Source organism: Comamonas sp. HJ-2, from assembly GCF_053615495.1.
Map to the genome: position 1 here is coordinate 114562 of NZ_JBSIFD010000012.1, position 12606 is coordinate 127167.

General features: G+C 64.8%; 12 protein-coding genes. 4 read left to right on the top strand and 8 right to left on the bottom strand.

Annotated elements, in window-relative coordinates:
• Positions 1-39: 39 nt before the first annotated feature.
• The 5 genes from ACWGXF_RS11655 to ACWGXF_RS11675 all read right to left on the bottom strand — a co-directional run bounded on the left by ACWGXF_RS11655 (position 40) and on the right by ACWGXF_RS11675 (position 5505).
• Complete coding sequence (locus ACWGXF_RS11655) at positions 40-1665, bottom strand: MFS transporter (RefSeq protein WP_256628837.1); 1626 nt, start codon at positions 1663-1665, stop codon at positions 40-42.
• Complete coding sequence (locus ACWGXF_RS11660) at positions 1655-1993, bottom strand: DoxX family protein (protein ID WP_256628838.1); 339 nt, start codon at positions 1991-1993, stop codon at positions 1655-1657. Before ACWGXF_RS11660 ends, ACWGXF_RS11655 begins: the two co-directional genes overlap by 11 nt.
• A gap of 2 nt (positions 1994-1995) precedes the next feature.
• Entirely contained in the window at positions 1996-3885 is a 1890-nt protein-coding gene (locus ACWGXF_RS11665) for an amidohydrolase (protein WP_256628840.1), read from the bottom strand.
• A 151-nt stretch (positions 3886-4036) separates the two neighbouring features.
• Entirely contained in the window at positions 4037-4714 is a 678-nt protein-coding gene (locus tag ACWGXF_RS11670) for an isochorismatase family protein (protein ID WP_003068587.1), read from the bottom strand.
• Positions 4715-4785: 71 nt separating this feature from the next.
• Positions 4786-5505: a pirin family protein gene (locus tag ACWGXF_RS11675; RefSeq protein WP_039050128.1), complete on the bottom strand. Its 720-nt coding sequence runs from the start codon at positions 5503-5505 to the stop codon at positions 4786-4788.
• Positions 5506-5683: 178 nt separating this feature from the next.
• Here ACWGXF_RS11675 and ACWGXF_RS11680 point away from each other — a divergent pair, with 178 nt between their 5' ends.
• Positions 5684-6586: a LysR family transcriptional regulator gene (locus ACWGXF_RS11680; RefSeq protein ID WP_039050129.1), complete on the top strand. Its 903-nt coding sequence runs from the start codon at positions 5684-5686 to the stop codon at positions 6584-6586.
• 110 nt (positions 6587-6696) lie between these two features.
• Here the strand turns inward: ACWGXF_RS11680 and ACWGXF_RS11685 are convergent, their stop codons facing one another.
• From ACWGXF_RS11685 to ACWGXF_RS11695, 3 genes are all read right to left on the bottom strand, one after another.
• On the bottom strand, positions 6697-7671 hold the full coding sequence (locus ACWGXF_RS11685) for a Bug family tripartite tricarboxylate transporter substrate binding protein (RefSeq protein ID WP_003068579.1): 975 nt from the start codon (positions 7669-7671) through the stop codon (positions 6697-6699).
• A gap of 99 nt (positions 7672-7770) precedes the next feature.
• The gene (locus ACWGXF_RS11690; protein WP_256628845.1) at positions 7771-8811 is read right to left on the bottom strand and encodes a TraB/GumN family protein; all 1041 of its coding nucleotides are present in this window, start codon (positions 8809-8811) and stop codon (positions 7771-7773) included.
• Positions 8812-8829: 18 nt separating this feature from the next.
• A complete protein-coding gene (locus tag ACWGXF_RS11695) occupies positions 8830-9900 on the bottom strand; it encodes a fumarylacetoacetate hydrolase family protein (RefSeq protein ID WP_054073770.1) in 1071 nt (356 codons plus the stop codon).
• 109 nt (positions 9901-10009) lie between these two features.
• Between ACWGXF_RS11695 and ACWGXF_RS11700 the strand changes: the two genes are divergently transcribed.
• The 3 genes from ACWGXF_RS11700 (at position 10010) to ACWGXF_RS11710 (ending at position 12560) form a co-directional block, all read left to right on the top strand.
• Positions 10010-10801 (top strand): IclR family transcriptional regulator, encoded by a 792-nt coding sequence (locus ACWGXF_RS11700; protein WP_256628847.1) that lies wholly within the window; start codon positions 10010-10012, stop codon positions 10799-10801.
• Between the two features lie 25 nt (positions 10802-10826).
• Positions 10827-11975: a DUF3108 domain-containing protein gene (locus ACWGXF_RS11705; protein WP_256628849.1), complete on the top strand. Its 1149-nt coding sequence runs from the start codon at positions 10827-10829 to the stop codon at positions 11973-11975.
• Between the two features lie 285 nt (positions 11976-12260).
• Positions 12261-12560 carry a BTH_I0359 family protein gene (locus ACWGXF_RS11710; protein WP_003068569.1) on the top strand — a complete coding sequence of 100 codons (300 nt, stop codon included), beginning with the start codon at positions 12261-12263 and terminating at the stop codon, positions 12558-12560.
• The last annotated feature ends 46 nt before the right edge of the window (positions 12561-12606 follow it).

Below are 12606 nucleotides of genomic sequence, written 5' to 3' on the forward strand. Positions count from 1 at the left end.
GCCTGTACCGTCAGCGATGAATGCCGATTCATGCGCTGCTTAGTGAGCGGTGGAGCCAGATCCCTGCTGGGCGCTGCGCGCATCCAGGGCCAGAAAATGGTGAACCACGGGCTTGTCCGGCCCCTGGTGGTAACGCAAAGCGGCGGCCTGCAGATCGGCGTCGGCCTTGGACACGCGACCATGCTGGCGCAAGTGCTCGGCCCAGGACTCGACCAGAAACCACTCGATCACCCGACCTGGCTCGCCGGTGTGCTCGGCCACGCCCCAGGCATAAGCCCCATCGCGACGGCGCTCCTGGGCCACTTGCTGCATGGCCTGGAAAAAGGCGGTCAGATCTTCGTGGGCAATGCGGTATTCGATCTGAATCATGACCGGGCCACGATCGTGAGCCACGGGTTCTGCCAGCAGGGGCTCGGGCCAGTGGTTGGACGGTTGCAGATCCGCCTCGCCTGCTGGCAGCTTGACGCGGTGAAAGACCAGGGACACCAGCACCAGACCCAGGGCCCCGATCAGCAGCGTGACCGGCAGGCCCAACTGGCCGGCAATCAGGCCCCAGCCCAGGCTGCCCAGGGCCATGGCACCGTTGAATACCATCAGGTAGATGGCAAGACCCCGGCCGCGCACCCAGTTGGGCAGCACCGCCTGGGCCACGCCGTTGAGCGTGGTCAGCGCAACAATCCAGCCCAGGCCCAGCACCAGCATCAGCGCCACGGCAGCCCACTGGGGCGGCGCAAGGGTCAGCATGCCCATGACCAAGGCCGTAACCACAGAAGCCAGCAACACCAGACCGTCGGTATCGAGACGCTTGCGCAGCTTGGGCAGCAGCACGGCGCCCAGGATGGCTCCGGCGCCCACAGCGCCCAGCATCACGCCATAAAAGCCGGCCGTGCCGCCCAGCATGCGCCGCGCCACCAGGGGCAGCAGGGCCCAGACCGAGCTGGCGAACAGGAAGAACACAGCGGCGCGCAGCAACACCACATGCAGCTCGCGGCTGGCACGGGCATAGCGCACACCGGCCCGGAAGGCGCCGAAGAACTGCTCGTTGAGCGCCGAGGCCTCGGCCTTGGGACGCTTCCACCAGATGAGGGCGGCGATCACGAACACATAGCTCAGCACATCAAGGCCGTAGGCCGCCGCGGCGCCGAAGCTGGCCAGCAGCAGGCCGCCGGCGGCCGGGCCGATGGCACGGGCGATGTTGATGCCCAGGGAGTTCAGGGCCACGGCGCTCTTGAGTTCGCTGCGCGGCACCAGCTCGGGCACGATGGACTGCCAGGTCGGACCCATGAGGGCGGCGCCAATGCCGCCCACAAAGGTCAGGGCCACCAGGTATTCCACCGTGAGGGTGTTGGTCTGGGCCAGCACCAGCAGCGTGCCGCTCACGGCGCCCAGCAACACCTGCACGCCGATGAGGAAACGACGGCGGTCCAGGATGTCGGACAGCACGCCGGCCGGGATGGCCAGCAGAAAAACTGGCAGCGTGGCCGCCGTCTGGATCAGGGCCACGGCCGTGGGGCTGGACGAGAGCTCGGTCACCATCCAGGCGCTGGCCACATCGCGCATGAAGCTGCCGATATTGCCCAGCACCGTGGCGGCCCACAGCACTGCAAAGACGGGAATGGCCAGGGGCGCGAAGCTGCCCGAGGCGGCTTTGGTGTTATCCGGCATGGGAGTCTCCTAAATCGTGCCAGGCGACGAGCAGCATGCCGCCGACCAGGCCCCAGTGTTCAAAAAATGCGTTGACAGCACGCTGGCGCTCGGCCTGCGGCGCTGCCCGGAAGCGGTCGGCCAGCAAGGCCGAGACCGCTAGCTGCAGCACCAGAGCGGTGGCCGCAATGGGAGCAGCCGGGGTCAGGCCCAAGGCCTTCACCTCGGCCACAACCCCACGGAAATCCCGGGCCCGGCGCCATCCCCCCTGCAGATAGGCCGCACACAGGCACAGCAGGGCCAGCGACTGCAGCCAGGGCGCGGTGGCAGCGGAACGCAGCGCGTCCATGCTCAGACCGCCCAGCAGGCGCAGCCCAGGGCGCCCCAGAAACCCTTGAGATCGGCCACGGGCAGCTTGCTGCTCCAGGCCGTGGCATGGGCGTGGCCGTGCAGATTGCAGTTGCTGGCACAGGCGCAACTGGCGGCGGCATGGCGCATCACGGACTGCAGCGGCGCGCCTTCCTGCACACCCCAGGCGCCATAGCCCTTGAAGGTGCGCACGGGCGACCAATCGGGCATGGCCAGCGGCGGGGCCGATTCATCGAAGTCGGCAAAGGTGCCAGCGCCGTAGACCACCTTGCCGCCCACCACGGTGAGCAGTGCCGAGGTGTCGGCAATATCGGACTCGGGGCAGGCGAAGAAGTCGCGGTCGGGCACGATCACATCGGCCAGCTGGCCCACCTGGATGCGGCCCTTCTTGCCCTGTTCGTTGCTGAACCAGGTCACGTTTTCGGTCCACATGCGCAAGGCCTGGTCGCGGCTCAGGCAGTTGCGCTGGGGCGTGAGCTGCAGGCCGCCCACGGTCTTGCCCGTGACGAGCCAGGACAGCGAGACCCAGGGGTTGTAGCTGGCAACACGGGTGGCGTCGGTGCCGGCTGACACGTTGACGCCCTTTTCCAGCATGCGCTTGACGGGGGGCGTGGCCTCGGCAGCGGCCGCGCCATAGCGCTCGACGAAGTATTCGCCCTGGTAGGCCATGCGGTGCTGCACGGCCACACCACCGCCCAGGGCCGCGATGCGGTCGATGGACTTTTCGGAGATGGTTTCGGCATGGTCGAAGAACCAGTTCAGGCCGGCCAGGGGCGTGTCCTGGTTCACCTTCTCGAAAACATCGAGCGCGCAGTCAATGGTCTCGTCGTAGGTGGCGTGCATGCGCCAGGGCCAGCGGTTCTGGGCCAGGATGCGTACCACCTCTTCGAGCTCGCCTTCCATGCCGGGCGCCAGCTCGGGCTGGGGCTGGCGGAAGTCCTCGAAGTCGGCAGCCGAGAACACCAGCATCTCGCCTGCGCCGTTGTGGCGGAAGTAGTCCGTGCCCTGCTTGTACTGCGAGGTGGCGGTCCAGCGCAGAAAGTCGTCCTTCTCTTCCTTGGGCTTTTGCGTGAACAGGTTGTAGGCCAGGCGGATGGTGAGCTGGTCGGCATCGGCCAGCTCCTGGATCACGTCGTAGTCGTCGGGGTAGTTCTGCATGCCGCCGCCCGCGTCGATGGCACCGGTCACGCCCAGGCGGTTGAGTTCGCGCATGAAGTGGCGTGTGGAGTTGAGCTGGTAGTCGCGCGGCAGCTTGGGGCCCTTGGCCAGCGTGGCGTAGAGGATGGAGGCGTTGGGCTTGGCCAGCAGCAGGCCCGTGGGGTTGCCGGCGCTGTCGCGCAGGATCTGGCCACCGGGCGGCTCGGGCGTGTCCTTGGTGTAGCCCACGGCGCGCAGGGCAGCGGCGTTGAGCAGGGCACGGTCATACAGGTGCAGGATGAAGACCGGGGTGTCGGGTGCCACGGTATTCAGCTCGGCCAGCGTGGGCAGACGCTTTTCCACGAACTGGTGCTCGCTGAAGCCGCCCACAACGCGCACCCACTGGGGCGCAGGGGTCACGTCCACCTGAGCCTTGAGCATGGCCATGGCATCGGCCAGGCTCTTCACGCCGTCCCAGCGCAGCTCCATATTGAAGTTCAGGCCGCCGCGGATCAGATGCAGGTGGTTGTCTATCAGACCCGGCAGCGCACTGCGCCCGCCCAGATCGATGCGTTTGGTCTGCGGGCCGGCCAGAGGCAGGACCTCGCGGTCACTGCCGACGGCGCTGAAGCGCCCCCGGCTCACGGCCACGGCCATGGCCGCGGGCTTGCTGCGATCCAGCGTGGTGAAACGGCCGTTGAACAAGATCAGATCGGGGGCGGAGGGCAGGGTCATGGAGGTCTCCGGTGGTTCAGCGGCGCGAAGAGTGCGCCAGATTTCTTGGCGAGCAGACCGAGGTCGCATTGAGGACCGCATCCGTACATGCGTACGGCGAGAACCGCGGGCGCGAGATCGGTCTGCGCTGCAGAAAGATGATGTGCTCTTTTTAGCCTTCGTGGGCGCCGAACATGGTCTTGGCGTAAGTGATGCCTATGCCGTAGCCGCCACCCAGCTTCTTGGCGATGCCCGTGGTCATGTCATAGGTCTCGGTACGGGCCCAGTCACGCTGCATTTCCAACAGGTATTGCAAGGACGTGATGGGCTGGGCTCCAGCCTGCACCATGCGCTCCATGGCACGGTTATGGGCTTCGGTGGAGATGTCGCCGCAGGCATCTGCGATCACGAAGACCTCAAAACCCTGGTCCAGTGCCGACAGAGCCGGTCCGACGATGCACACGCTGGTCCACAGGCCGGCCAGCACGATGCGGGGCTTGCCGATCTCGTTGACCTTCCGGATCACAGCCTCGTCTTCCCAGGTATTCATCGAGGTGCGGTCCAGCAGGGTCTGGCCGGGGAAAGGCGCGGTCACTTCCTCGAACATGGGGCCGGAGAAGCTTTTTTCTGCCACGGTGGTCAGGATGGTCGAGGCACCGAAGCCGGCGGCGGCCGAAGCAACCAGGGCCGCGTTGGAGCGCAGTTGCACGGGATCGATGGAGTGCGTGGCAAAAGCCATCTGCGACTGGAAGTCGATCATGATCAGCGTGTGGTCATGGGGGTTGAGCAGCTTGGCACCGGGCTTGGCGACAGCGACGGGACGGGCGATGGAGGCATTGGCGTTGGTCATGGTGAAACTCCTGGGTAAAAGGTGAGAGCGAGGCTGCGGGAAAAACAGGAAAGCCGAATGGAAACCGGCACTTACAAGCTAGGCAATTCACGGGGACGCAGGTCAAAGACCAGCACCTCGGCCTGCTCGCCCTGATCGAAGCGCAGAGCCCCGGCGTTACGGATGCGGGCTCCGTCGCCTTCGGACAGGCGCTCACCGTTCACGCTGAGGCTGCCGCGGGCCACATGCACATAGACATGGCGATCGGTGCCCACATCGAGTTCGGCGGATTCAGCGCCATCGAACAGGCCGGCATAGACCCGGGCGTCCTGGCGCACGGCCAGCGTGCCGTCCCGGCCTTCGGGGGCGATGATCAGGCGCAGGCGGCCGCGCTTGTCGGCATCCTCCACATGGACCTGCTGATAGCGTGGAGCGGCGCCGCGCTCGTCGGGCACGATCCAGATCTGCAGAAAGTGCACCGGATCCTGGGCCGAGTGGTTGAACTCGCTGTGCTCCACGCCGGTGCCGGCACTCATCATCTGCACGTCGCCGGGACGGATCACCGAGCCCGTGCCCATGGAGTCCCTGTGTTCCAGCGCGCCGTCGAGCACGTAGGAGAAGATTTCCATGTCGCGGTGGCCGTGGGTGCCAAAGCCCTGACCGGGGGAGACATGGTCGTCGTTGATGACCAGCAGATCCGAAAAGCCTTGCTGGTTGGCATCGCGGTAATGGCCGAAGGAGAAGGTGTGGCGCGATTGCAGCCAGCCATGATTGGCACGGCCGCGGTGGTTGGATGGGCGAACTTCAAGCATTTCTATCTCCTAAACAATCGATGGCGTTCACACTTGCTGCAGCAGGCCTTCATGCCTTTCTTCTCTGCATTCCGTGTTGCGATGGATGAAGTATCGGCGGCCTGATCGACGCCTATGCTGAAAGAAAATCCTCTTAATCATCGATAATTTCGATGATTGTTTTTTACGCACTTAAAGCATGCTCAAACTCTCTCTGGAAGCCATAGAACTGGTGGACACCATTGCGCGCCACGGCTCCTTTGCCAGTGCGGCCGAACGCCTGCACAAAGTGCCTTCGACCATCTCCTATGCCGTGTCCAAGCTCGAGGAACAGCTGGGCCTGAACCTGTTTGTGCGCAACGGCCCGCGCGTCAGCCTCACGCCCGCGGGCGAGGAACTGCTCAAGGAGGGGCGCTGGCTGCTCGCGGCCGCGCGCCAGCTCGAATCGCGGCTGCGCCAGATCGCCACGGGCTTCGAGACCGAGATCCGCCTGGTGCACGACTCGCTGATCCCCACGAGCGCCTTCGGCGCCGATATCCAGGCATTCGAGGCACTGAATAGCGGCACGCGGCTGCGCATCGGCAGCGAGACCCTGACTGGCACCTGGGAAGCCTTGCGCGAAGGCCGCACCGACCTGATCGTGGCAGCGGGCGAGGGTCCAGCCGGCGGCGGCCACAAGGCCGTGGCCGTGGGCCAGCTCGATTTCGTGTTCTGCGTGACTGCCAGCCACCCGCTGACGCGTCTTGGCCGTCCGCTGGCGCGCGCCGACCTGCTGGAGCACACCGCCGTGGTGGTGGGCGACGGCGCCCGTTCGCTGGCCGACCGCACCGTGGGCCTGCTCACCGGCCAGCGGCGCATCACCGTGCCCGATATGCAGGCCAAGATAGCCTGCCAGGCCGCCGGGCTGGGCCACGGCTTTGTGCCGCGCGCATGCGTGCGTGTGGAGCTGGAGACCGGGGTACTGGTGGAACTGGCGGTGGAAGAACCGCGCCCACCCGAAACCTTCTGGCTGGCCTGGCGCAGCGATGCCCGTGGCCGGGCCCAGCAATGGTGGCGCGAGCGCCTGAACCGCCCACTGCTGCCCGGCATACTTCCCTACTGAAAACGGCCCTGCAACTCAAGGTGGCAGGGCCGCTACGATGCGAGCCGACGAGGTTTGCGGCAACGGCTCAAGCCATGCCCAGGACCTCGCGAAGCTCAGGGAAAGGACGATCAGTCCAGCTTCACGCCGGCCGCCTTGATGACCTCACCCCAGCGCTTGGCTTCGGTGCGCGCCAGCTGGTGGAACTGCTCGGGCGTGCCGGGCAGGGCTTCCATGCCGAAGTCGGCCATGCGCTTGACCACGTCGGGATCCTTGAGGGCTTTTTGCAGGTCTGCATTGAGGCGCTGCACGATGGCTGGCGGCAAGCCCTTGGGACCCAGAATGCCCTGGAAGGCATAGACCTCGGAATCCTTGAGACCCAGTTCGGCCAGCGTGGGCACATTGGGCAGATTGGGCACGCGCTTGGCCGTGCCTATGGCCAGGGCCCGCACCTTGCCGGACTGGATCACGGGCAGGCCCGATGCCAGATCCAGGAACATGCAGGGCACCTGGCCACCCATCACATCGGCCAGGGCGGGCGCGGCACCCTTGTAGGGGATATGGGTCAGACTGGTGCCGGTGCGGTTCTTGAACAGCTCCATGGCCAGATGGTGGGGCGAGCCATTGCCGGGCGAGGCGTAGTTGAGCTTGCCGGGGTTGGCCTTGGCATAGGCCAGGAATTCCTTGAAATCCTTGGCTTCGAACGCGGGGTTGACCACCAGCGCCATGGGGAAGCGGCTGATGCCGCCCACATAGGTGAAATCCTTGTCGGGGCTGAAGGGCAGCTTGCTGAACAGGTGCTCGTTGAACGCCAGGATGGCGTTGTCGGCCGACATGATGGTGTAGCCATCGGGCTTGGCCGCGGCAACGAGCTGGCCGCCGATATTGGTCGAGGCGCCGGGACGGTTGTCCACCACGATGGTCTGGTTCAGCGTCTTGCGCATGGACTCGGCCACGGTGCGGGCCAGCACATCGGTACCGCCTCCGGGTGGGTAGGGAACGACCCAGCGCACAGGGTTGGCGGGCCAGTCCTGCGCCATGGCGAAGGGGGATGCGGCAGCAGCCGAGCTGGCTGCCACGGCAGCCAGGAATTGACGACGATCCATCGTTTGTCTCCTTGAGGGTGATGTAGGGGGTTGTGGAATGTTTTTTAGACCCCGCCAGGCTGCCTTTTCCTATTAAGTGATAGCTGCCTGTGCTTGTCTCTATTCGGTTTGAATCGGTTCTGACTCCGATTTCTGTATGGGTGGCAGTTTGAAGCTCACGCGCTCGACCCGGTAGCCTTTCTGACGCAGCAGCTCAGGCAGGCCCTTGGGCCCGACCATATGCAGCGAACCCACGGCAGCAAACACGGTCTTGCCCTGCTGGAGCTGACGAACAATGCCATCTGCCATGCCCGGATTGCGTCCATCCATGAGGCGCGCGTACTTGAGCCGGTCACGCTCGGTCTTGATGCAGTCGCACCAGTCGGCATAGTTCTCCAGCTGTTTTTCGTTGCCGCTGGCCCAGATATTCGCCAGCTGCAGCAGGATTTGCGGGGACTTGGGATCTTCGAGCTGGTCCAGCCCGTCGCGCACGCTTTCCTGCACCTCCAAGGGGTCGTCGGAAAGCAGCTCCTCGAGCTGGGTCTGCACCGATTCCAGCCCCAGCACGGGCTTGTGCAATGCATGGGCCATGCCCGCCAGCAACAGGTCGGCGCCAAACTCGGCCACCAGCCCCTGCTTGCGGCCCAGTTGGCTGACCAAGCCCAGCAACTGGGCATCCGGACGTTGCGTGCTCAGATGTTCGGCACAGGTTCGCTTGCGCTGCTGCGCCAGCCGGGCGTCCAGATCTGCGGGCAGCGCAGGGGCGTCGACACGGGCCTGGAAGCCGTCGATCAACTGCTGCATGACCTGCGGATTCAGCACATCCAGCTCCAGCGCCAGCAAATCCGTCGCAACCATGGCACGCAAGATGGTGCGGCCGGGCAAGATCCACTCCCGCTTGCCCACATGCAAAGTGCCGTAAAGCCAGCTGGTGCGCTCGCCGTCCTGCACGCGCCAGAGCAAGCCTCTGTCCTGCATCTGGGGGGCCATGGCCTGCACTTCGGCCGGCGTTGGCGGGCTGAACGGTGGCGGGCAACTGGCAGCAGATTCGGCGGCTGGCTCTGCCGCCATGGACAGGCCCGTCAACAAAGCGAGCGCCATGGTCGGCACGGCCTTCAGAGGCAAAATCCAGCGCGAGAGATTCAGACTTGGCATGGGCATGGCGACTGCAACGGAGGCTTAGTCTTCAGAGCTATCCAGAGGCTGAACTTCGGGCAAGTCATCCTTGCTGCCGCCGGGCGGCGCAATGTTCTGGTCGATGGCGCCGAAAATGCTCTGGCCGTCCTTGCCCTTCATCTCGATGCGGATGGTGTCGCCGAACTGCATGAACTCGGTCTTGGGCGCGCCGTCCTGAATGGTCTCTATGCAGCGCTTTTCGGCGATGCAGCTATAGCCCTTGGGCCATTCCATGCGCTTGTTCTTGCCGCTGCCGGTCTCCACGCCCTTGTTGCTCACCGTGCCGCTGCCCACGATGGAGCCGGCGCGTACATTGCGGGTCTTGGCGATATGGGCGATCAGCTGGCCGAAGTGAAAAGTCATCTCCTCGCCCGCATCGCACATGCCGACCTTGCGGCCGTTCCAGGTGCTCTGCAGCGTCAGATGCAGACGGCCGCCCTTCCAGGCATCGCCCAGCTCGTCCAGTGTCACGGCCACAGGGCTGAAGGCCGTGGCGGGCTTGCTCTGAAAGAAGCCGAAGCCCTTGGCCAGTTCGCCGGGAATCAGATTGCGCAGGCTCACGTCATTGGCCAGCATGACCAGACGGACGCCATCCAGCGCATCCTTGGCATCCGTGCCCATGGGCACATCGCCGGTGACGACGGCAATCTCTGCCTCGAAGTCTATGCCCATGGCCGTGCTGGGCACGATCACATCGTCGCAGGGGCCGATGAAATCATCGCTGCCGCCCTGGTACATCAGCGGGTCGGTGTAGAAGTTGGCCGGCACCTCGGCATTGCGCGCCTTGCGCACCAACTCCACATGGTTGATATAGGCCGAGCCATCGGCCCACTGATAAGCTCGCGGCAGCGGTGCCATGCAGCGCTGGGGATCGAAGGGAAACGCGTGGCGGGCCTTGCCGTGATTGAGTTCATGCGACAGATCCTGCAACTGGGGAGCCATATAGCTCCAGTCGTCCAGCACCTGCTGCATGCGATTGGCAATGCCGGTGGCATAGCAGGCCTGGCTCAGGTCACGCGAGACCACGACCAGTTGCCCGTCGCGCGAGCCATCCTTGTAGGTTGCCAGTTTCATTCTCTGTCCCTCTGCTCACGGCAGCGGTGCTGGCACAATGCCTGACAACGCTAGCCAAAATTACGATTGGTTAAATTGATTTAACTAAACAAAACACGATTCTATTGCAATGGAAAAGGAACGCGCAGGGATTCAGTCGGTCGAAGTGGGTTTCTCCCTCATCGAAGCGCTGGCGCAGGCCAGCGGCCCGCTGATGCTCAAGGATGTCGCCGCCGCCGCCGGCATGAGTGCCGCCAAGGCGCACCGCTATCTGGTGAGCTTTCAGCGCATCGGCCTGGTGGCGCAGGACGAGCGCAATTCGCGCTACGACCTGGGACCTGCGGCGCTCAAGATCGGCCTGGCCTCGCTGGCCCGCCTCGACCCGGTGCGTCTGGCGCGGGAGCGCATTCCGGCGCTGCTCGAGACTCTCAACCACACGCTGGCCATTGCCGTCTGGGGCAACCATGGCCCGACCATCGTGCATTGGGAGGAATCGGCGCAATCCGTCACCGCCAACCTGCGCCTGGGCGACGTCATGCCCATGCTGGCCTCGGCCACGGGTCGCTGCTTCGGCGCCTGGCTGCCGCGCGAGGCTACGGCAGCATTGCTGGAGCCCGAGATCGAGCGTGCACGCAAGGCCAGACGTCAGGACCTGCCCCAGACCGAAGAGGCCGTGGCGGACATGCTGGCCGAGGTCCGTACGCGCGGCACGGCCCGCGTGGTCGACACCGTGCTGCCGGGCATCGTGGCCTTTTGCGTGCCGGTCTTCGACGCATCCGGCCATATCGTGCTGGGTCTGATGACCCTGGGCTCGCTGGCGACTTTCGACCCGGACTATGGTGGAGCCATAGACGCGCCACTGCAGGCTGCCGCCCGCCAGCTTTCCAGCGATCTGGGCTGGCGCGCCGATCCCAGCCACTGAAACCCGCAATCTCCGATCCACGCTCATGGGCCGCACCCCTCAGGCAAGCCAGACACGCAAAGCGCTGCTGCCCATCACCGGCTTGGTGCTGGCAGCCCATGGGCTGTTGCTCTGGGGCCTGCCCGAACTGAGTCCGCCGGACAAAGCGGCGGACGACCAGATCGTGATGGAGACGCGCATGCTGCAGGCGCCCCCTCCTCCGCCGCCTGCACCCGCAGCGCCCAAACCGGCTCCAGCTCCAGCGCCCAAACCCCAGGCCTCACCCCGGGCGCCGGCTCCTGCTCCCGTGCCTGCCCCAGCACCGGACGAACAGGAATCAGAGCCAAATCCGCCTCCAGCCCAGGAACCACAAACGCAAGAAGCGCCTGAAAAAGAAGCACCCACCAATACAGGGCAGCCCGCTGCTGCAGAGCCGGCTCCCGAGCCCATGGCCGAGCCTCCCGAAGCCAATGGTGCCGACACGGCCCGCCCCATCCAGGTCACGCCCGCAGGCGGCGCGCCGCTGCCACCTGACTCTGTGCTGCCCGTCACCCTGCCCAACTCCGCCACACTGGAGTTCAATGCCTCGGGTCAGGTCAAGGGTTTTCAATATTCGGCCGGCGCCCAGCTGCAATGGCAGCATGACGGCCAGTATTACCAGGCCAGACAGTCGATCAGCATGTTCTTGCTCGGCGAGCGCGCCCAGACCAGCGAGGGGTTGATCACGCCCAAGGGCCTGCAACCGCTCAACTTCAGCGACAAGGGGCGCAAAACCCAGTCCGCCGCCTTTGATGTGGCCAGTGGCAAGGCGCACTACAGCGGCGGCCAGACCGATGCGGCCATCGGCGATGGCGTGCAGGACCGCCTCAGCGTGTTTCTGCAGCTCTCGGCCCTGATGGCCGCCGCCCCAGAGAAATACCCGCCAGGCACGCTGATAGAGCTGACCACCAGCAGCGCACGCTCGGCCGTGCGCTGGCAGTTCCGCGTGGGTGCCAGCGAGGCGCTGGAGCTGCCATTTGGCGGCGTCATGGCGCTGCGCCTGGACAAACTGCCCGGCAAAAGCAGCAACGACCAGCGCGGCTCGGTCTGGCTGGCTCCGTCCATGCAATACCTGCCCGTGCGCATCAAGCTCACTCAGGGACAGGACGACTTTGTCGACCTGCAGCTCAAGAAATATCTGCCCGCGCCGCAATAGCCTCCATGCCGCCCCCCTGGCGTAAACCCCGGGAGCACCGCGCCCAAAGCGCTCACTCACCTCCCAGCCAAGGCCTGCAACCTGCATCGGCTCGGGCTGAACGCTGTCGCGCCATTCAAGGACTTGCCTACTACAGATCGGGAAAGCCGGTTGCCCACAACCATGTCAAATCCATGGAATACTGTGCCCAAGTGCCAAGAGCAGGCATTTCCACCTTGAAATGCGGCACCCTGTCGCCATATCCATGGCAGGCATGCTCATAACGGAAGTGAAAGGAGGAACACCATGCAAATGCTTTACGACTCTGAATCCTTTGCGGTGCTCCATCTGCGTCCCGATATGGAGGCAGACGTTCCGGCAGGCAAAGCCAAGGCCGAGACCGAGCAAGCCCATCAACTGCCGCGTCACGGCTTTGAAATCGTGGACAAGCGCTCGGGCAAGGAGGTGTATCTGGATGGCTCCTGGGCCGAAATGTTCCAGAAGCAGATCCTTGCCTGGCAGCAGGACGCCCCCACCGAGGAGGAGGTGGAGGAAATTCTCGACACCTACACGGGCCTGGCCCAGCAGCCGGTCATCATTCACTGAACACCTTGCAAAAAGCCACTCGAAAGAGTGGCTTTTTTGATGTCTG

What these genes read in the sequence shown, in the direction of transcription:
- ACWGXF_RS11675 (WP_039050128.1), bottom strand. Translation starts at nt 5,505, where the DNA reads ATGCTTGAAGTTCGCCCATCCAACCACCGCGGCCGTGCCAATCATGGC.
- ACWGXF_RS11660 (WP_256628838.1), bottom strand. Translation starts at nt 1,993, where the DNA reads ATGGACGCGCTGCGTTCCGCTGCCACCGCGCCCTGGCTGCAGTCGCTG.
- ACWGXF_RS11670 (WP_003068587.1), bottom strand. Translation starts at nt 4,714, where the DNA reads ATGACCAACGCCAATGCCTCCATCGCCCGTCCCGTCGCTGTCGCCAAG.
- ACWGXF_RS11655 (WP_256628837.1), bottom strand. Translation starts at nt 1,665, where the DNA reads ATGCCGGATAACACCAAAGCCGCCTCGGGCAGCTTCGCGCCCCTGGCC.
- ACWGXF_RS11685 (WP_003068579.1), bottom strand. Translation starts at nt 7,671, where the DNA reads ATGGATCGTCGTCAATTCCTGGCTGCCGTGGCAGCCAGCTCGGCTGCT.
- ACWGXF_RS11700 (WP_256628847.1), top strand. Translation starts at nt 10,010, where the DNA reads ATGGAAAAGGAACGCGCAGGGATTCAGTCGGTCGAAGTGGGTTTCTCC.
- ACWGXF_RS11680 (WP_039050129.1), top strand. Translation starts at nt 5,684, where the DNA reads ATGCTCAAACTCTCTCTGGAAGCCATAGAACTGGTGGACACCATTGCG.
- ACWGXF_RS11705 (WP_256628849.1), top strand. Translation starts at nt 10,827, where the DNA reads ATGGGCCGCACCCCTCAGGCAAGCCAGACACGCAAAGCGCTGCTGCCC.
- ACWGXF_RS11690 (WP_256628845.1), bottom strand. Translation starts at nt 8,811, where the DNA reads ATGCCCATGCCAAGTCTGAATCTCTCGCGCTGGATTTTGCCTCTGAAG.
- ACWGXF_RS11710 (WP_003068569.1), top strand. Translation starts at nt 12,261, where the DNA reads ATGCAAATGCTTTACGACTCTGAATCCTTTGCGGTGCTCCATCTGCGT.
- ACWGXF_RS11665 (WP_256628840.1), bottom strand. Translation starts at nt 3,885, where the DNA reads ATGACCCTGCCCTCCGCCCCCGATCTGATCTTGTTCAACGGCCGTTTC.
- ACWGXF_RS11695 (WP_054073770.1), bottom strand. Translation starts at nt 9,900, where the DNA reads ATGAAACTGGCAACCTACAAGGATGGCTCGCGCGACGGGCAACTGGTC.